The organism is Variovorax sp. S12S4 (genome assembly GCF_023195515.1).
In the GTDB taxonomy this organism is placed as follows: Bacteria; Pseudomonadota; Gammaproteobacteria; order Burkholderiales; family Burkholderiaceae_C; genus Variovorax.
This window is the reverse complement of record NZ_JALPKR020000002.1, coordinates 3,485,604-3,505,006: the sequence shown is the minus strand read 5'-3', so window position 1 is coordinate 3,505,006 and position 19,403 is coordinate 3,485,604. Positions and strand designations below refer to the sequence as shown.

11 protein-coding genes, 1 tRNA gene and 2 pseudogenes are annotated in these 19,403 nt (G+C 67.1%); 7 read left to right on the top strand and 7 right to left on the bottom strand.

The window, feature by feature from the left end; translation table 11 throughout:
• Positions 1 to 3: 3 nt before the first annotated feature.
• Entirely contained in the window at positions 4 to 1,299 is a 1,296-nt protein-coding gene (locus tag M0765_RS17285; protein ID WP_258504963.1) for a M20/M25/M40 family metallo-hydrolase, read from the bottom strand.
• Positions 1,296 to 2,258, bottom strand: coding sequence for a LysR family transcriptional regulator (locus tag M0765_RS17280; protein WP_258504961.1), 963 nt, complete (start codon positions 2,256 to 2,258; stop codon positions 1,296 to 1,298). The genes M0765_RS17285 and M0765_RS17280 overlap by 4 nt, the downstream gene beginning before the upstream one ends.
• A 154-nt stretch (positions 2,259 to 2,412) precedes the next feature.
• On the opposite strand from M0765_RS17280, the pseudogene M0765_RS17275 reads away from it, so the two are divergent.
• A pseudogene (locus M0765_RS17275) lies at positions 2,413 to 3,877 on the top strand (MFS transporter).
• Here M0765_RS17275 and polA read toward each other — a convergent pair.
• Positions 3,833 to 6,655, bottom strand: coding sequence for a DNA polymerase I (gene polA, locus M0765_RS17270; protein ID WP_258504960.1), 2,823 nt, complete (start codon positions 6,653 to 6,655; stop codon positions 3,833 to 3,835). The pseudogene M0765_RS17275 and the gene polA overlap by 45 nt on opposite strands.
• Positions 6,656 to 6,752: 97 nt before the next feature.
• Between polA and M0765_RS17265 the strand changes: the two genes are divergently transcribed.
• The 3 genes and pseudogenes from M0765_RS17265 to M0765_RS17255 form a co-directional block, all read left to right on the top strand.
• The gene (locus M0765_RS17265; RefSeq protein ID WP_258504958.1) at positions 6,753 to 7,115 is read left to right on the top strand and encodes a hypothetical protein; all 363 of its coding nucleotides are present in this window, start codon (positions 6,753 to 6,755) and stop codon (positions 7,113 to 7,115) included.
• Positions 7,116 to 7,158: 43 nt separating this feature from the next.
• Complete coding sequence (locus tag M0765_RS17260; protein WP_258504956.1) at positions 7,159 to 8,205, top strand: homoserine kinase; 1,047 nt, start codon at positions 7,159 to 7,161, stop codon at positions 8,203 to 8,205.
• 9 nt (positions 8,206 to 8,214) lie between these two features.
• Positions 8,215 to 8,847 (top strand): annotated as a pseudogene (locus M0765_RS17255) (BPSS1780 family membrane protein); the annotation flags it as partial.
• 222 nt (positions 8,848 to 9,069) lie between these two features.
• Here the strand turns inward: M0765_RS17255 and M0765_RS17250 are convergent.
• The 3 genes from M0765_RS17250 to M0765_RS17240 form a co-directional block, all read right to left on the bottom strand.
• Entirely contained in the window at positions 9,070 to 10,593 is a 1,524-nt protein-coding gene (locus tag M0765_RS17250; RefSeq protein WP_258504954.1) for a DUF3999 domain-containing protein, read from the bottom strand.
• Positions 10,590 to 14,396: a DUF2339 domain-containing protein gene (locus tag M0765_RS17245; RefSeq protein ID WP_258504953.1), complete on the bottom strand. Its 3,807-nt coding sequence runs from the start codon at positions 14,394 to 14,396 to the stop codon at positions 10,590 to 10,592. The genes M0765_RS17250 and M0765_RS17245 overlap by 4 nt, the downstream gene beginning before the upstream one ends.
• A 121-nt stretch (positions 14,397 to 14,517) precedes the next feature.
• Positions 14,518 to 16,926, bottom strand: a complete 2,409-nt coding sequence (locus M0765_RS17240; protein ID WP_258504951.1) for a UvrD-helicase domain-containing protein — start codon at positions 16,924 to 16,926, stop codon at positions 14,518 to 14,520.
• 205 nt (positions 16,927 to 17,131) lie between these two features.
• Here M0765_RS17240 and M0765_RS17235 point away from each other — a divergent pair, with 205 nt between their 5' ends.
• The gene (locus tag M0765_RS17235) at positions 17,132 to 18,109 is read left to right on the top strand and encodes a GMP reductase (protein WP_258504950.1); all 978 of its coding nucleotides are present in this window, start codon (positions 17,132 to 17,134) and stop codon (positions 18,107 to 18,109) included.
• Positions 18,110 to 18,130: 21 nt separating this feature from the next.
• On the opposite strand, the gene M0765_RS17230 is transcribed toward M0765_RS17235, so the two are convergent.
• On the bottom strand, positions 18,131 to 18,997 hold the full coding sequence (locus M0765_RS17230) for an alpha/beta hydrolase (protein ID WP_258504948.1): 867 nt from the start codon (positions 18,995 to 18,997) through the stop codon (positions 18,131 to 18,133).
• A 102-nt stretch (positions 18,998 to 19,099) separates the two neighbouring features.
• Here M0765_RS17230 and M0765_RS17225 point away from each other — a divergent pair.
• Together M0765_RS17225 and M0765_RS17220 are read left to right on the top strand one after the other, a co-directional pair.
• A tRNA-Ala gene (locus tag M0765_RS17225) sits at positions 19,100 to 19,175 on the top strand.
• Positions 19,148 to 19,363 carry a hypothetical protein gene (locus M0765_RS17220; protein ID WP_258504946.1) on the top strand — a complete coding sequence of 72 codons (216 nt, stop codon included), beginning with the start codon at positions 19,148 to 19,150 and terminating at the stop codon, positions 19,361 to 19,363. Before M0765_RS17225 ends, M0765_RS17220 begins: the two co-directional genes overlap by 28 nt.
• Positions 19,364 to 19,403 lie beyond the last annotated feature (40 nt).

Sequence of the window (19,403 nt, the reverse complement as noted above, 5' to 3'; positions counted from 1 at the left end):
CGGTCAGTTGCCGATCTTGTTGCGAGAGAGGTCCATCACCATGCGGGTCGCAAGATAGAGCCGCGGTTCGATGGAATCGATCAGCACGTATTCGGCGTCGGCCGAGTGCGCGCCAAAGCCCTGCAGGCCGAAGCGCTCGACCACCGGGGCCTTGGTCTTGAGCGCGGCAAACGCCGCATCGGTACCGCCGCCGGCGGCCTTGTCATCGGCGCCCAGCGGCTTGCCGATCTCGTCCTTGTAGATGCGCTGCGCGTGCGCGGCCAGCGCGCGCGAGGCGTCGGTGGCTTCGAGCGGCGGACGGCGGCGCTCGAACTTCAGCTCGACCTTGGCCTCGGGGATCAGCTGCTTCTTCACGCGCTCCTGCACCTGCTGCTCGATGCGGTCGTAGTCGCTCACCTTCAGCACGCGCACGTCGGCGCTCGCGGTGGCACTGGCCGGAATCACGTTGCGGTTGCTGCCTGACTTGGAGATGGTCCAGTTCATCTTCAGGCCCGTTGCCGGGTCGGACAGGTCGCGCATCTGCAGCACTTGGTGCGAGAGTTCGTAGAGCGCGTTCACGCCCAGCTCGGGCGCTGAGCCCGCATGCGATGCCTTGCCCGCGACGTTGAGCGTGACCGAGGCAATGCCCGCCGTGGCAAGCGAAAGCTTGTCTTCCTTGACCGAGGCGCCCTCGAACGACAGCACCGCGTCGTGCTCGCCGCCGAGCCGCGTGATGAGCCCGCGCGACGCCGGCGAACTGATTTCCTCATCGCCGTTGATCAGCACGGTGAGCGTGCCGTATTCCTTGAACTTGAGCGCCTGCAGCATTGCCACCGTGTGGATGATGACCGCCACGCCCTGCTTGTCGTCAGCAATGCCGAGGCCGTAGGCCTTGTCGCCTTCGACGCGGAACGGCTGCTTGCCGAGCATGCCCACGGTGTAGACCGTGTCCATGTGCGCAATGAGCATGATCTTCTTCTTGCCCGTGCCCTTGAAGGTCGCCCGCACCACGCGGCCCATCTTCTCGGGCGTGTCCTCCATGCGGTAGGCCTCGGCGCTGGTGTCGATGAGCTCGACCTCGCCGCCCAGCGCCTTGAGCTTGCCGGCGATGAGGTCGGAGATCTTCTCCAGGCCCTCAAGATCGCGGCTGCCGGACTCGATACCCACGAGCTGCGACAGCGAATCGAGCAGCGGCTGCTTCTGCTCGGCCGCCAGCGAGGCGATGCGCGCGTCGGGTGCGGCCAGCGCGGCCTGGCAGGCTGCGGCAATCAGGAGTGCGCCGCCTGCGCGGCACCAGGAACGAACGGGGAACAGGGTCATGAACGGCTTCCTTGTGTTTTTCTGGTCCGCACGGTGGACACCGGGCGGGTTCGGCATTCTTCCATGCAGGCCGGCATCGCGGCGACCAGCGCATCGACCGCGCAGCGCGTCTTCGCGGGCATGTGGCGCGAGCGCGGCCACAGCACATGAATGGGCATGGCCGCGGCGCGGTGGTCGGCCAGCACGGGCTCGAGCTGTCCGGATTGCACGTAGCGTGCCAGCAGCCAGTTCGGCAACCAGGCGAGCCCGGCACCTGCAATGGCCGCATCGGCCACCGCCTGCAGGTCGTTCAGCCGCGCATGCCAGGGCAGATGCACGGTGTGCGCGCGGCCTTGCGGATCGCGCAGTTCCCAGCGCTGCGACTGACCAGGACCGCAATAGTCGATGCCCCGGAGCTGCGCCAGCGCGGCCACGTCAGCCGGCCGCCCGAAGCGCGTCAGGTAGGCCGGCGCGGCCGCGAGCCTCATGGTCTGCTCGCCGAGCCGGCGGGCCACCAGCCGGTCGGTGTCGGGCAGTTCGCCGATGCGCACCGCCAGGTCGTAGCCCTCCTGCACCAGGTCGACCACGCGGTCGCTGATGGCAATGTCCACCTGCAGTTGCGGATAGCGCTCTATGAGGCCCAGCAGCGCCGGCGCCGCGTGGTGGTGTCCAAAGGCCAGCGGCAGGCTGGCACGCAGGCGACCGCGCGGCTCGCGCCGGCCGCTTTCGAGGCCCGACTCCGCGGCCTCGAGCTCGGCCTGCGCACGCAGGCAGTGCTCGTAGTAGGCCTGCCCTTCTTCGGTCAGGGTCTGGCTGCGGGTGGTGCGCTGGAGCAGGCGCACGCCGAGCCGCGCCTCCAGCCGCGCGAGTGCCTTGCCCACGGCCGAACGCGTGAGGTTCAGCCGCTCGGCCGCGAACGTGAGGCTGCCGCTTTCGACCACCTCGAGAAAAGTCTGGATGCCATCGAAACGATCGGTCATGGCTTGGGATTGTGCCTTTTGGTTCCCGAATCTGCCGAATCGATGTCCTCAATAAAGAACCTGTTTCCCGACAACATGACGGCATGACACCGTCTTCTACTTCCACCCCCGCCGCGATGCTGCCGCGCTCACTGCCATCTGCCTCGTCGCACTCATGTTCGGCCTCGAAATCTCCAGCGTGCCGGTGATCCTTCCGGAGCTCGAGCGCGTGCTGCACGCGGACTTCCAGGACGCGCAATGGATCATGAATGCCTACACGCTGGCCTGCACCTCGGTGCTGATGGCGGCCGGCACCCTGGCCGACCGCTACGGCCGCCGCCGCGTGCTGGTGGCGAGCCTCTGGCTGTTCGGCATGGCGTCGCTGGCGTGCGGCTGGGCGACGAGCGCGCCGCTCCTGATTGCCGCGCGTTTCGTGCAGGGCGTGGGCGCCGGCACCATGATGATCTGCCAGTTCGCCATCCTGTCGCAGCAGTTCCGTGAACCGGCGGCGCGCTCGCGCGCCTTTGCAGTGTGGGGCGTGGTTGCGGGCATCGGGCTGGGCTTCGGTCCGCTGGTGGGCGCCGCCATCGTGGCGTTAGGCGATTGGCGCTGGGTCTTCCTGGTGCACGCGCCGCTGGCGCTGCTCACGCTGGGCCTGGTGCGCGCCAGCGTGCAGGAGTCGCGCGACCCCGACGCGCACCGCCTCGACGTGGCGGGCATGCTCACGCTCACGCTTGCGGTGTTCGCGCTGGTCTACTTCATCACGCTGGGCACGGTGCAGGGCTTCGGCAACCGCGTGGGGCTGGCGCTGCTGGCGGGCGCGCTGGCGCTCCTCGCGCTGTTCGTCGCGGCCGAGCGGCGCAGTGCGCACCCCATGTTCGACTTTTCGGTCTTTCGCATCCACCGCTTCAACGGCGCAATGATGGGTTCGGTCGGCATGAACCTCAGCTTCTGGCCCTTCATGATCTACCTGCCGATCTACTTCCAGTCGGCGCTCGGCCATGACCTGATGCACGCCGGCTGGGCCCTGCTGGCCTACACGCTGCCCACGCTGCTGGTGCCGCCGCTGGCCGAGCGGCTGGCGCTGCGCCATGGCGCCGAGCGGGTGATTCCCGGCGGCCTCGGCCTGATGGCCGTGGCCTTCCTGCTCATGGCCGCGGGCAATGCGCGCGGCGTCGATGCGGTGGTGATCACCGCCTGCCTTGCCGCGGGCGTCGGGCTCGGCCTCACGAACTCGCCAGTTACCAACACGAGCACCGGCGCGGTATCGGCCGCGCGCGGGCATGGCCTCGGGCATCGACTTCAGCGCGCGGCTGATCACGCTCGCCTTGAACATCGCGCTGATGGGCTTCGTGCTTGTGAGCGGCATTGCGCGCCACCTGGGCGAAGCCGGCCTGCGCGCAGGTGCCGGCGAACTGCTGCAACTGGCGCAGGGCGTGGCAGCGGGCAAGCTGGACGTCGTGCCGGATGCGGCTGCGCCGGCGCTCGCGCAGGCCGCCCTGCGCCAGGGCTTCGGCGATGTGATGCTCTACGCCGGCATCGGCGTGGGGCTGCTTGCGCTTGCGAGCCACGCCTTCTTCAGGCGCGGCCGGCGCTCAGTGGGCCTTGTCCCAGTTGGAGCCGATGCCGATCTCGGCTAGCAGCGGCACCTTCAGCTCGGCCACGCCGGCCATCAGGCGCGGGATTTCGGTGCGCACCCATTCGACCTCGGCCTCGGGCACTTCGAACACCAGTTCGTCGTGCACCTGCATGATCATTTTGGTGGCGCGCTTCTCGGCATCGAGCACGTCCTGCACCTTGATCATGCTGAGCTTGATCAGGTCGGCCGCCGTGCCCTGCATGGGCGCGTTGATGGCTGCGCGCTCGGCGCCGCCGCGGCGCGGGCCGTTGGGCGAATTGATCTCGGGCAGGTACAGGCGCCGGCCGAACACGGTCTCGACATAGCCGTTTTCCTTCGCGAGCGCCTTGGTCTCGTCCATGTAGGCCTTCACGCCCGGATAACGCGCAAAGTAGCGCTCGATGTACGAAGCCGCGGCCTTGGTCTCGATGCCCAGGTTGCGCGCCAGCCCGAAGCTGCTCATGCCGTAGATGAGCCCGAAGTTGATCACCTTGGCATAGCGGCGCTGCTCGCTCGACACCTGGTCGGGCGTGGAGCCGAACACCTCCGCCGCGGTGGCGCGGTGCACGTCGATGCCTTCGCGGAACGCGCGCAACAGCGACTCGTCGCCGCTGATGTGAGCCATGATGCGCAGCTCGATCTGCGAGTAGTCGGCGCTTGCAATCACGCTGCCGGGCGGCGCAATGAAAGCTTCGCGCACGCGCCGGCCTTCGGGCGTGCGGATCGGAATGTTCTGCAGGTTGGGATCGTTGCTCGACAGCCGCCCGGTAACCGCCACTGCCTGCGCATAGTGCGTGTGCACGCGGCCGGTGCGCGGGTTGGCCAGCTGGCCGAGCTTGTCGGTGTACGTGCCCTTGAGCTTGGACAGGCCGCGGTGCTCCAGGATCTTGGCCGGCAGCGGGTAGTCCTCGGCCAGCTTCTCGAGCACTTCTTCGTCCGTGCTCGGCGCGCCGCTCGGCGTTTTCTTGACCACCGGCAGGCCCAGCTTGGTGAAGAAGATCTCGCCGATCTGCTTGGGCGAGCCCAGGTTGAAGGGTTGCCCGGCGATCTCGTAGGCCTCTTGCTCCAGCGCCATGATGCGCGTGCCGAGCTCATGGCTTTGCGCGGCGAGCGTGGGCGCATCGATCAGCACGCCGTTGCGCTCGATGCGGTAGAGCGCCTCGCTCGAATCCATTTCGAGTTGATAGATGAAGCGCAGCTTTTCGTCGCGCTCGATCTGGGGCCACAGCGCCAGGTGAACATCGAGCGTCTGGTCGCTGTCCTCGCATGAATATTCGGCGGCCTTGGCAATCTCGACCTGGCTGAACGGAATCTGGTGCGCGCCCTTGCCGCACAGGTCTTCGTATGAAATGCCGCTGCGCCCCAGGTGGCGCTCGGCCAGGCTCGCGAGCCCGTGCGGCCGGTGCGCCTCGAGCACATAGCTTTGCAGCATGGTGTCGTGCGCATAGCCCTGCACCTCGATGCCGTGGTTGGCGAACACGTGGCGGTCGTACTTGATGTGCTGGCCGAGCTTTTTCTTTTCGGGGTTTTCGAGCCACGGCTTCAGCCTGGCGAGCACTTCGTCGATGGGCAGCTGTGCGGGCGCATCGCCGTAGTTGTGTGCCAGCGGCACGTAGGCCGCCTCGCCGGGCTCCACGCTGAAGCTCACGCCGACGATCTGCGCAACCATTTCATCGAGCGACGTGGTCTCGGTGTCGATGGCGGCCAGGTCGGCGGCCTCCAGCCTTGCGAGCCACGCGTCGAACTGTGCCCAGGTCGTGATGGTTTCGTACTTCAGGTTGCTCGCGGGCGATGCAGCTTCGATGGCGCCGAGGTTCGACGATTCATCGAACAGCCCGCCCTGGTCGGCACTCGCAGCGCCGCCGCGGGCCTGCTGCTTCTTGATGTTTTCCTCGATCAGCTCGGGCGGCACTTCCATGGCCTCGAGCGACTTCACCAGGCTCTTGAAGCCGAACTTTTCGTAAAAGGGCTTGAGCTCGGCCGTTTGCGGCGCACCCACGGGTAACCCTTCGAGCGAAGGCAGGCCGGTGACGTGCCCGGCCAGGTCGCAATCGGTGCGAATGGTGACTAGCTGACGGCTCAGCGGCAGCTTGTCCAAGGCCTTGCGGAGGTTCTCGCCGGCCTGGCCCTTCACCTCGGCGGCGCGCTGGATCAGCGCATCGAGCGAACCGTATTCGAGCAGCCATTTGGCCGCTGTCTTGGGGCCGACCTTCTCGACGCCGGGCACGTTGTCGACGGCATCGCCGACCAGCGTCTGGTAGTCGATCATCAGGTTGGGCGGCACACCGAATTCCGCCGTGACACCGGCCACGTCGCGCTTCTTGCCGTTCATCGTGTCGATGATGGTGATGTGCTCGTCCACCAGCTGGCTCAGATCCTTGTCGCCGCTGGACACGATCACTTCGACGCCCTGCGCCGCGGCCGTCTTGGCCAGCGTGCCGATCACGTCGTCGGCCTCGATGTCGGGCACGCAGAGCACGGGCCAGCCCATGAGCTTCACCACCTGGTGGATGGGATCGATCTGGCTGCGCAGGTCGTCGGGCATCGGCGAGCGGTTGGCCTTGTATTCGGGGTACAGGTCGTCGCGAAACGTCTTGCCCGGCGCGTCGAAGATGCAGGCCGCGTAGTCCGCGCGAACCTCGCGGCGCAGCGCCGTCATCATGTTGATCATTCCGCGGATGGCACCGGTGGCCGGGCTCTTCGGGTCGCCGGGCACGGCCCGCAGGTCGGGCATGGCATGGAAGGCGCGGTAGAGATAGCTCGAGCCATCGACGAGCAGCAGCGTTTTCTTGTCGGTCATCAGGCCATTTTGCCGTGCCCGGCGCGGCGCCCTGAACCACGGCGGCGTACGCTGGCGACCGACACCTCGAAAGCGGCGCCAAGCCTACAATCCTTGCATGCCTAGCCCCACACTCCTGGTCGCCCGCCGCATTCTGCTGGCGCTGGCCTTTGCCGCTCCTTTTGCCGCCGTTCAGGCGCAGTCCGCACCCGCCCGGGCGCCTGCACCCGCCGAGCCGCTACAAAATCAGGAGCAACCCGACGGCCGACGCAACCAGAAGGTCGAGCACATCCACACCGAAGACAGCGGCGCTTCGGTCGACGAGGTCCGCTACGGCGGCCGCACGCAAAGCATCAACGTGAAGCCCAAGGCCAACGTGCCCGGCTATGAAGTGCTGCCCAACGACGCAGGCACCGCACGCCCGGGCTCGGCCGACTCGAACGGCAACGGCCCGCGCGTCTGGAACGTGATGAAGTTCTGACCGTGCTGCGCGTTCAATCGTCAGCGCAGCGCTGAGCACCGCCATGGCAGTTTTTACCGAAGTCGAGTTCGGCGAGGCAGACGCGCTCGTGCAGCGCCTGGGCCTGGGCCCGCTGCGCGAGCTGCGCGGCATCGAGGGCGGCATCGAGAACACCAACTACTTCGCCACCACCGAAACCGGCGAGTTCGTGCTGACGCTGTTCGAGCGCCTCAGCGCCGAGCAGCTCCCCTACTACCTTTGTCTCATGAAGCACCTGGCGGGCCGCGGCCTGCCGGTGCCGGAACCCGTGGCCGACCCGGCCATTGCGCCGCCCTCGGGCCATGCGCTGACGATTCCCGCGAACGCGCCTTGCGAGCTGCTGCTCAAGGTGGCGGGCAAGCCGGCCGCGCTGGTGCAGCGGCTCTCGGGCCGCAGCGAACTGGCGCCGGGCACCGCGCATTGCGCCCAACTGGGCGAAATGCTGGCCCGCATGCACCTGGCGGCGCGCGACTTTCCGCGCATCCAGCCGAACCTGCGCGGCCTGGCGTGGTGGAACGAGACCGTTCCCGTGGTGCTGCCCTACATCGACGAATCCCAGGCCGCACTGCTGCGCGCCGAACTGGCCTACCAGAACCATGTGGCCGATACGTCGGCCTATGCCGCACTGCCGCGCGGCCCGGTGCATGCCGACATGTTCCGCGACAACGTGATGTTCGCAACCGGCGACGACGCCGCCGCGGCGCCGCGCCTGACCGGCGTGTTCGACTTCTACTTTGCAGGCACCGACACCTGGCTGTTCGACCTCGCGGTGTGCCTGAACGACTGGGCCATCGACCTGCCCACCGGCGAGCACGACGCCGAACGCGCGGACTCGCTGCTGTCCGCCTACGAAACCGTGCGTCCGCTGAATGCCTCCGAACGCGCCCTGCTGCCCGCCATGCTGCGCGCCGCGGCATTGCGCTTCTGGATTTCGCGGCTCTGGGACTTTCATCTTCCGCGCGAAGCCAGCATGCTGAAGCCGCACGATCCCGCGCACTTCGAGCGCGTGCTGCGCGGGCGCGCCTTCCATCCGCATGCCATGGCGCAATCGCTCGAGCCGCTGGCCGCCTGACCCTTAAAAATGAAACTCAACCTCGTGCCGGCGCGAACCGGCGCTACATGGGTCCGCCTCGGACTCAAGACCTTCTGGCGGCAGCCGCTTGCCTTCATTTCGCTGTTCTTCCTGCTGATGGCGCTGATCTCGACGGCGTCGCTGCTGCCGCTGCTCGGTAGCGTGCTGGCGCCGGTGCTGCTGCCCTTCATGACGCTGGGGCTGATGGTTGCCACGTCGATCGCCTACACCGACAACGCCGAGGGCATCGGCACCACCGGCCACGCACAGCGCCCCACCGGCTCCGCCATGTTCGTGGCGGTAATTACCGCCATGCGCACCGAATGGCGCTCGCTGGTCAAGCTGGGTGTGATCTCCGCGGTGTACTTCGTGTTCGCGGTGCTGCTGACCTCGTTCATCGACGGCGGGCAGCTGGCCAAGGCCTACCTGCTGGACGAAGCGCTGACGCCCGAGATCATGGCGAGCAGCGACTTCCAGTTGGCGCGCATGTTCCTGATGTGCCTGAACCTGCCGCTGTCGCTCGCCATGTGGCATGCGCCGGCACTGGTGCACTGGCATGGCGTGGAGCCGGTGAAGAGCATCTTCTTCAGCGTGGTCGCGGTGTTTCGGAACTTCGGCGCCTATGCGCTGTTCGGCCTTGCATGGCTCGGCGTGTTCCTGCTCGCGGGCATCGGCATGGGCCTGGTGGCCACGGTGCTGATCGGCGTTGGCGGAGGCGGCGCCGCCGGCCATGGGAAACATATTGATCGTGGGCTCGGCACTGGTGCTCGCGGCCATGTCGATGAGCTCGACCTGGTTCACCTTCCGCGACAGCTTCGACCCGAACTGAGGCGAGCCCCCGGCCCGCGGGCCGGAGTCTCTTCGTCAACCGGCCGGAGCCCGGTCCTTGCGCAGGCTCGCGAAAAGCGACCACGCCATGCCGGCCAGCAGCAGAAAACCGACGCCCAGCGCGCCCCACAGCCACCACTTGCGCGAGGGATCCGGCTGCGTGGGCACCGGCAGTTGTGCAGTCGCCGCCACCACGGCATCGACGGCTGCCACCGGCGGCGGCGGCAAAGCAACGGTGGCCTGGTCTGCCGCCACGGGCTTGTTCGGGTTGTAGCCCGGCACCAGCGTGGCCAGCGCCAGGGCCGCGCCCGGCGCGCTACCCTGCACTGCGTTCTTTTCGGGTGCCGTACTCCACGTGAGCGAGAACGGCGCGGCGCCTTGTGCCAGGAACACCAGCGTGCGCGGCGTGGCGGCCACCGAAATCGTCGGAGGCGTTGCGCCCAGCAGGCTCAACGGGCCCGAAGTGCGAACCCTCAGGTGCGAATAACTCGTGCCGTCGAGCGCCAGCAGCGGCGAGCGCGCTTCGCCGCCGGCCTGCGCGAGGCGATACACCACGGTGTCGAGCAGCGGGACTTCGCCCGGCGTGCCTGAAGAAGACGATGCCGGCCGGCGCTGCTGGTGCCGCAAGGCATACAGCGGGTTGCGCGGCACGCGCGGCGGCTCGGAGGCAGCCGACGGAACGGCAGCAGGCAGTCCTGAAATCCCGACCTGCGCCAGCGTGTTGACGTCGGCCAGGTCGACGCGGAGGCTTTCGACCGGAACGCCGCGCGGCAACGCGTAGTCGCAATGGTCGGTGCCGCAGCGCTCCGGCCTCAGCGCGCCCGACCATTCGAGCGGCGCGACGGGTTCCACCTCTTGCACGCTGTCGATCGCCACGCTGGTCAGCGGCGCGCCGTTCTTCGGATCGCTCCAGCGCAGGCGCAGGAACCGTGCTTGCACGTTGCCCAGGTCGACCGCCAGCCGCTCGATGGTCTGTCCGCCATGGGCCAGCCGCACCAGTTGCTCTTCGCCCCCGACGGGCCGCCAGTTCCGCAGGTCGTCGCTGGCCTCGAGCCTGAAGGCGAACAGGCCGCGCGCCTCGGGCGCCATTTCGAAACGCGCCTGCAGCAGGCTGCCCTTGAGCTGGCTCGCATCGATGAGCCATTGCGCGGCCTCGGCTTGCTTGCGCGCGGGCCTGCGGGCGAGCGCCAGGGAGCCGTCGGGACGCACCTTGAAGCTCAACGCCGCGTCTTCAGATGCATCCGCCGCGCTTGCAGGCAGCGCGAAGACCGGTACCTCTTTCGAGGCAACGCGAGGCTCCGCCGCCTCGTTGCGCAGCCATGCGTAGGGCACCGCGTTGCCGGCCGCATTGCGCACCCGCAGGTCGCGCAGATCGCCGTATGCGGCGTGGGCGTAGATGCCGAGCGGCAGCGTGAGCCGGTAGTACGGCCCGCTGCCTTGCACGGCAATGGGCGCGGTGGCGGGAGGCTGCGCCCAGGCAGCACCGAAGCCGGCCGTTGCCAACGCCACGGCCAGACCAATTCGCACCACGCAGTGCGAGGGTTCATTACCCGGCTTCATGCTGCACCTCCTTCAGCCAACACATCTTTCTCCATTTCGTTTTTCTTCGGCGGCACCGGGGCGAAATAACCTACAAGCAGCAGCAATGCACCCACCGCAATGAACGACACGATGCGGAACAGGCCGCCCCGGTCCGCCAACTCGACGAAGAACAGTTTCAACACCACAACGCCCAGCAGCGCGGCGCCGCCGACCCACAGCGTGCGCACGCCGCGGGAGTGGCCGAGCACCATCGCAATCACGCCGCAGATCGCCCAGGTGATCGAGAGCGCCGCCTGCGTGAGCCACGATGCATAGAGCGCATCGAAGCGCCATTCCACGCCCGCATAGTGGTGGCAGGTGCGCAGCACCGCGCCGGTCAGCAGTGCCAGGCCGGTAACGCCGAGCACGCCCTTTGCCACCATCGGCTGAACGCGCGCGAACGACCCTTGCGGCAAGGGCCGCCACCAGAGCACCAGCGCAAACAGCACCAGCCACTGCGCCAGTTCCAGCGGGTTCAGCAGCGGCACATAGGGCAGCGGCGCGGCATTGCCCGGGCTCGTTCCGTTGGTCACCCACACCCATGCGAGCAGGTAGGCAGCCACCGGCATTGCCGCGAACTCGATATACGCGGCGCGGTACTCGGAGAGCGGCCAGCGTTGCAGCAGTGCGCGCGAGCGCAGCAGCCAGAGCGCGACGGCGGGCACCATGGCCCAGCCCAGCAGCTGCCAGCTCGACCATTCCGCGCCGATGCGCCCCAGCTGCCATTGGCATTCGCGCGCCGCCAGCAGCAGGAAGAACCAGAAACCCGCCACGTGGAAAGGCGCCAGCGCCGCCGGAGCAAGCCAGCGTTTTTGCGCATGCAGCAGCCACAGGTGCCACAGCAGCGCCAGCGGCCAGGCCGCCCAGCCCAGCGCGCTCGAAGGCACGTAGACCAGCGGCGCAGCCAAGGCCACACCGTAGGCCGCGATCAGCACCAGGCCCGGCAGCGTGGCCAACGTGGCCTGGCCCAACTGCGGCCAGCCGCGCCGGTGCGCCACCACGGCCGACAGCGCCGAAGTGACCAGCACGACGGCGAGAGCAGCCGCGGCCACATGGCCGTCCATTGCGTTGCGCTGCAGCACCGCGGCGGTTTCGTCCAGCCAGCCGAAGAGCCACCAGCCCAGCCCCCAGATCACCGGTGCCCACAGCACGGCCGGGTTGACGCACCAGTCGTTGATCCAGCGCGTTCGCCTGGCCGTGGTGGCGCCTTCGGTGGCGCGCCGCCATGCCTCGTCGCTCACCCAGGCGCCGGCCAGCAGGGCCGCGAGCCCCAGCACCACCGGCGTCCAGAAGCCCAGGTGCGCGAAGGCCGCGGGCGGGGTATTGCCGTCGAAGATCCAGATCTGGCCGAAGACGTAAAGCAGCGCCGAGACGACCTGCAGCACGCCGGCCAGTGCCGCGAGCGGCTTGTGCGCAATGCGCAGCGCCACCCAGAGCACGACCGTGGCCGTGAGCGGCCACAGCAGCGCGGCCTGTGCCAGGCTCACCTGGAACAGCATTGCGAGGTGCAGCAGGCCCACGCCGGCGATCACCGCCACGGCATTGCCGAGCGACCACACCGGCTGAATGCCGCGTGCCAATGCGGCGCGGTGCGCCTGCAGCATCGACCATGCGGCACTGCCGAGCAGGCTCAGCGCAATGAGGCTTGCCGCCACCGCGCCTTGCCAGCCGCTTGCAAGCACCTCGTCGGCGCTGCCGCGCACATCGGCCGCGCGATGCAGGGTGGCGATGAAGCCGGCCACCGCCAGCGCCTGCATGCCATAGGTCACGAAAGCCAGGGGCCGGAGCTTGAAGCGCACCGCCACCGCAAAGGCGGCGGAAGCCAGCAAGGCCGTTGCCGCCGCAGCCCACGGCGGCGTGAACCACTGCCACAGCAGCAGCGTGAGCGCGCCCATGCCGAGCCACGGCAAGGCGGTGCCCACCAGCGCTTCCCAGCCGTTGCCCTCGTCGAGCTTGGCGCGCCGGTGAATGGCCCACATCGCGAACGCGCTCACCGCCACCAGCATCGGGCCGATCACCGAACCCTGCAGCAGCGGATGCCCCGGCGCCGCATCGAGTTGCGTGGCTTCGAGCAGCTTCCACACCGCACCGGCGAACACCAGGAACGAGAACGCCCGCGCATACACGCGCCCTTGCCGCGCGCCCAGCCAGTACATGCCAGCTGCCTCGACCGCCCAGGCCGCGCCCGTCCAGCGGCCTTCGAGGCCGAGCGGAATGGCCAACGTGCCGAAGATCACGCCCACGATGGCGTAGGCCTCCGCAAGCAGCGCCAGGCCCTTGGGCTGTGTGGCGAACACCAGCCGCCCCAGCACCAGGTAAAAGGCCGCGAGCGCCATCGCCGAGAAGGCGGCGCCATATTCCCACGGCTGCATGAGCAGGTACTGCATGCCGAATGCGACCATCGGCGTGCCGAACACCAGCGAGCTGTCGACCCGGCCCGCGCGCCGCAGCGTGTCGAGCGCGCGGGTGGCCAGCGGCTGTGCGGGCTGCACGGGTGCGTCGAACAGCGTGCGGCGCGCGAACAGCAGGCCCACCGCGACGAACATCAGGAAGAACACCAACAGGAACGGCTGCACGATGCCGTACTGGTCGTCTGTGTAGTACTTCTGCGCCCAGCCCGCAGCCAGCGTGAAGGTGCCGACAAAGCCGATCAGGTTGAGCACCCGCCAGGCCTTGAACCAGGCGATCAGCACAATGCCGACGTCGAGCACCAGCAGGTAGGTGAAGAGGCCCACGGGCCGGTTCTGCCCGGTGGAGGCAAGCACCGGCGCCGCAAAACCCTCGAGCGCCGCAACAATGGCCAGCAGCGGCGCGTTCTGCAACACCGCCAGCACCGCGCTGAGCACCGCCACGCCGAACAGGAAGGCGAAGCCGGCCGTCGGCGGCAGCAGCTCGTGCACCTTCATCGCCGCGAGCGTCGTCAGATAGAAAACGCCGATGCCAGCACCTTGCAGGATGAGCGCATAGCTGGTGCGCTTGCGGCGCAGGAACCAGCCCAGGGCGAGCAGGCCCGCGCCCACCAGCGCCACGGCGGCATAGCGCAGCTCGACAGGCACCGTCACCCGCTCGGCCGTGTAGCGCAGCAAAAAGGCTAGCCCCAGGAACAGGATCAGCACGCCGAGCTTCACCAGCATGTTGCCGCCGAAGATCAGGTTGGCGATGGGTGCGGGCAGGCGGTCGCGAAGCGGAATTGCTGGCGGGGGCGGCGGTGGAGGCAGGCGCCGTTGGGGTGCTGGCGCGGCAACCGGCGGCTTGGCTGGTGCCGGTGCGGGAGTTGATTCGGCGGCTGCGGGCGACGGGGCCGGCATAGAGGCACGCGCTGCGGCGGCTGCGGCTGCGGCCGCTTGGGCAGGCCGCGCGAGGGGGCTCGGCGTAGCTGGTGGGATCGGCGTCGCCGGCGCGGCTTGGGGAACCGGCTGCGCCACCAGCGTCGCGGGGGCACTCGCTGCGGAGATGGATTGTTCATCGGCAGGCGCCGCTTCGCCAGCGCCCTGCGTGAGCCGCCGCTCGAGCATGCTCACGCGCTGTTCGAGTTCGGCCACGCGTTGCTGCAGCTTCAGCATGCCGCCCGCCGGGGCCGTTGACGCAGCGGTGCCGGACGCGGATGCAATGCCGGGAGGCTGCGCGCGCTCGGCCTCGGTACGCTCAGGCTCGGCGGTGCTCTTCTTGCCGACGATTTTCGGCAGCGCGAAAGCTCCGACGACGGCCAATATCAGCGCAGCCGGAACCGACTCTGCGATGGCCCCTATGAAAAGGCCGGCAATCATGCCAATGAACCACATCCTCAGCTCCCCTTGTTTTGGCGAGCATGGAGTGTACGGCGATTGCCTCTTTAAAAACCGCCGCAAACGCCCGTGGCTATTGCACGGTCAGCTATTTGTTTAATAGCAAACTTGGCGGCGCTTACACCGGCGTGAGCTTGGCGACCGACAGCGCAAGCCACTTGACGCCATGCCGCGTGAACTTGACCTGCGCGCGCGCATCGTCGCCCGTGCCTTCGAGCGACAGCACGGTGCCTTCGCCGAACTTGTTGTGAAATACCTGCATGCCCGACCGCAGGCCGTGCGACGGTGCGGTTTTCTGCGGCGGCACCGGCGGGCTCGCGAATGTGTCCTTGCTGCTGCCGTACCCGCCACCGCTGCTGTAGCTGCCGCCACCGCCGCGCGTGCTCGCGTAGCCGCCGCCGTAGCCGAAGGCCGACGGCGTGAACGCCTGGTTCTTGGGCGTGAGCCACTTGAGCGCGCCTTCGGGCAGTTCTTCGAAGAAACGGCTCTTCACGTTGTAGCGCGTTTGGCCGTGCAGCATGCGCGTTTGCGAATGGCTCAGGTACAGGCGCTTGCGCGCGCGGGTAATGGCCACGTACATCAGGCGGCGCTCTTCCTCGAGGCTTTCGAAATCGCTCATCGAGTTTTCGTGCGGGAACAGGCCCTCTTCCATGCCGGTGATGAACACACAGTCGAACTCCAGGCCCTTGGCCGCGTGAACGGTCATCAGCTGGACGGCGTCCTGCCCGGCCTGTGCCTGGTTGTCGCCCGATTCGAGCGCCGCGTGCGTGAGGAACGCGGCCAGCGGGCTCAGCGTTTCGCCGGTTTCGGCGTCGGGCGCCAGCGGCTCGTCGACCACGGGGCGGGTCAGGTCAATGCCCTGGCTGGCGGGCGACTGCCGCAGTTCGTCGATGGGCAGTGCCACCGCATCGCGGCCGAAGCCTTCCTGAGTGACGAAGCTCTCGGCCGCGTTCACCAGTTCTTCCAGATTCTCGATGCGGTCGGCGCCTTCGCGGTCGGCCTTGTAGTGTTCGACAAGGCCGCTGTGGTCGAGCACCAGCTCGATGATCTCGCGCAGGCTGACGCCCTGCGTCTGCTCGCGCAGCACGTCGATCTTGGCGACGAAGCCCGTAAGGTTCGCCCCCGCCTTGCCGCCGACAACGCTCACCGCATCGTGCAGCGAGCGGCCGGCAGTGCGCGCCGCGTCCTGCAGCTGCTCGAGCGTGCGCGCGCCGATGCCGCGCGGCGGAAAGTTGACCACGCGCAGGAAGCTGGTGTCGTCGTCCTTGTTCTCGAGCAGGCGCAAATAGGCCAGCGCGTGCTTGATTTCAGCCCGCTCGAAGAAGCGCAGGCCGCCGTACACGCGGTACGGCACCGAGGCATTGAAGAGCGCCGTTTCGATCACCCGGCTCTGCGCATTGCTGCGGTAGAGCACGGCCATTTCCTTGCGGTCGAAGCCGTCGCGCACGAGCTGCCGCATTTCCTCGACCATCCACTGCGCCTCGGCCAGGTCGGTGGGCGACTCGTACACGCGCACCGGCTCGCCGGGGCCTTGGTCGGTGCGCAGGTTCTTGCCCAGGCGCTTCTTGTTGTGGCTGATGAGCTCGTTGGCCGAATCGAGAATGTTGCTGTAGCTGCGGTAGTTCTGCTCGAGCTTGATCTGGTGCTGCACGTCGAACTCGCGCACGAAGTCGGCCATGTTGCCCACGCGCGCGCCGCGAAAGGCGTAGATGCTCTGGTCGTCGTCGCCCACCGCAATCACGCTGTTCTGCTCGCCCGGCGTGAACTGGCCCGCCACCGTGTTGCCCGAAAGCATCTTGATCCACGCGTACTGCAGCCGGTTGGTGTCCTGGAACTCGTCGATCAGGATGTGGCGGAAGCGCCGCTGGTAGTGCTCGCGCACCGGGTCGTTGTCGCGCAGCAGTTCGTAGCTGCGCAGCATGAGCTCGCCGAAATCGACCACGCCTTCGCGCTGGCACTGTTCTTCGTAGAGCTGGTACAGCTCGACCTTCTTGCGGTCGTCGTCGCTGCGGATTTCCACGTCGCGCGGGCGCAGCCCGTCTTCCTTGGCACCGGCAATGAACCACTGCGTCTGCTTGGCCGGAAAACGCTCGTCGTCCACGTTGAACTGCTTCATCAGCCGCTTGATGGCCGAAAGCTGGTCTTGCGTGTCGAGGATCTGGAAGGTGGAAGGCAGGTTGGCCAGCTTCCAGTGCGCGCGCAAAAGGCGGTTGCACAGGCCGTGGAAGGTGCCGATCCACATGCCCCGCACATTGACCGGCAGCATGGCCGTGAGCCGCGTCATCATTTCCTTGGCGGCCTTGTTGGTGAAGGTCACGGCCAGGATGCCGCCGGCGGAAACCTGGCCGGTCTGGAGCAGCCAGGCGATGCGGGTGGTCAGCACCCGGGTCTTGCCCGAGCCGGCGCCGGCCAGGATGAGGGCATTGCCCGCGGGAAGGGTGACCGCGGCGCGCTGCTCCGGGTTCAGGTTCTGCAGCAGCGGCAGTTCCAGGGGGTTGGCATCAGCCGCAGGTTCGTTAAACAACATCCGTCGATTGTAGAAACCAACTCGTATGCGGGTTATATGAAGAACTGGAAGACCTGCCTTCGACACCCTGCGTAAAATCAATCACCGGGCCCAAGTTTCTTGCGTCCGGTTTTTTGTGGGCGTTTCTTTTCCGAAACGCCCCGGAAACCGGCCGGACCAAGCGCTCATTCGTTCGTTTCAACGATTCCTTTTCAGGAGCCTGGTCATGCAGATTTTCGATTACGACAACATCCTTTTGCTTCCGCGCAAGTGCCGCGTGGAAAGCCGCTCGGAGTGCGACACCAGCGTGACGCTGGGTGCGCGCAGCTTCCGCCTGCCGGTGGTGCCGGCCAACATGAAGACGGTGGTCGACGAGTCGATCTGCTTCTGGCTTGCGCAGAACGGCTACTTCTACGTGATGCACCGCTTCGACCTGGACAACGTCAAGTTCGTCAAGGAAATGCAGGGCAAGGGCGTGTTCGCCTCCATCTCGCTGGGCGTGAAGAAGCCCGACTACGACACGGTCGACAAGCTGGCGGCCGAGGGCCTGGTGCCCGAATACATCACGATCGACATTGCGCACGGCCACGCCGACAGCGTGAAGAACATGATCGGCTACCTGAAGCAGAAGCTGCCAGGCTCCTTCGTGATCGCCGGCAATGTAGGCACGCCCGAAGCCGTGATCGACCTGGAGAACTGGGGCGCCGACGCCACCAAGGTCGGCATCGGTCCGGGCAAGGTGTGCATCACCAAGCTCAAGACGGGTTTCGGCACGGGCGGCTGGCAGCTTTCGGCGCTCAAGTGGTGCGCGCGCGTGGCCACCAAGCCGATCATTGCGGACGGCGGCATTCGCGACCACGGCGACATTGCCAAGAGCGTGCGCTTCGGCGCGTCGATGGTGATGATCGGCTCGCTCTTCGCGGGCCATGAGGAATCGCCGGGCAAGACGGTCGAAGTCGACGGCGTGCTCTTCAAGGAGTACTACGGCTCGGCCAGCGACTTCAACAAGGGCGAATACAAGCACGTCGAGGGCAAGCGCATCCTCGAGCCCATCAAGGGCAAGCTGGCCGACACGCTGGTAGAGATGGAGCAGGATGTGCAGAGCTCCATCAGCTACGCCGGCGGCCGTGCGCTGATGGACATCCGGAAGGTCAACTACGTCACGCTGGGCGGCGACAACGCGGGCGAGCACCTGCTGATGTAGGCGCCCTGCCCGGCTCGATGGTCAAGTCTCCAGGAGTTGCACCGCCTGGCGGTGCAGCGCGTGGGCGGGGTCCGCCAATGCATCGACGACGCGGAAGTGGTTCAGGCCCGGCAGCGTTTCGCACACGGGCACGGTGTTTCGGCCCCATGCCTCGCGGATCAACTCGTTGTGGCGCAGGAACTCCTCGCTCTCATCGCCGCCCACCACCGCATGCAGCTGGCCGCGCGCCGGGGCCGGCCACAGCGCCGGGCTGGCGCGCAACGCGTCCGCATCGCTGAGCTTGAGCACGTTCGCGAGGAACGGCGTGCGCTGCAGCGGCCGAAGGTCGTAAAGGCCCGAGATCGACAACGCATTGCGCACCACTTGCGCCGGAAGATCGGGCGCAACCGCCTTCCAGTTGCAGGCGAGCAGCGCGGCCGCCATGTGACCGCCGGCCGAATGCCCGGCCACGGTAATGCGCGACGGGTCCGCGCCAAAGCTCGCGGCGTTCCGCCAGGTCCACTCGAGCGCACGCACCATCTGCATGAGGATGCCCGGCACGGTCACGGGCTGCTCCGCCGTTCCGGGGCACAGCGCGTAGTTGGGCATAACCACGCACACGCCGCGGTCGTTGAATGCGGGCGCAATGAAGGAATGGTCGCGCTTGTCCATCGCACGCCAATAGCCGCCATGAATGAACACCAGCACCGGCGCACCGGGCACGGGGGCGGGAAAGATGTCGAGCGTTTCGTTGATGCCCTGGCCGTAGGGCACGTCGATCCGGCCGGCGAGAGCCTCGCGCGCGGCAACGGAATCGCCTGCCCATCGCTTGAAGTACGCAGGGTGGTCTTTCACCCTCGCGAGGTTGTTGTACATGCCTTCCAGCCAGGCGGGGTCGTGCGATGCCATGCGGTTCCTGCTTCCTTCTTTTTTGGAGACCGTGCATCTTGGCGCATCCTGGGTTTGCCGCATGCGCTTGCAGGGGTGTTCTGGTTAAAATCCGCCTGCGTTGGGGGGGTAGCTCAGCTGGGAGAGCGCCGCGTTCGCAATGCGGAGGTCGTGAGTTCGATCCTCATCCTCTCCACCAACACCCATGCAAAAAGGGCTCGGATTTCTTCCGAGCCCTTTTTTCTTGCACTGGGCGGCGCTGATTTGCGGTTTATCGCCGTTGCGCCCTTCACCAGCAGCCGGTTACAGTTACATAAAGGAAGACGAAAGTTTTCATTTGGTAACAAAATTACCCGCGTAACCACAGAAACAAAGTATTGCATTTGACTACCAAAGTAGTATTGTGAAATCTTCACATTAAACCTTT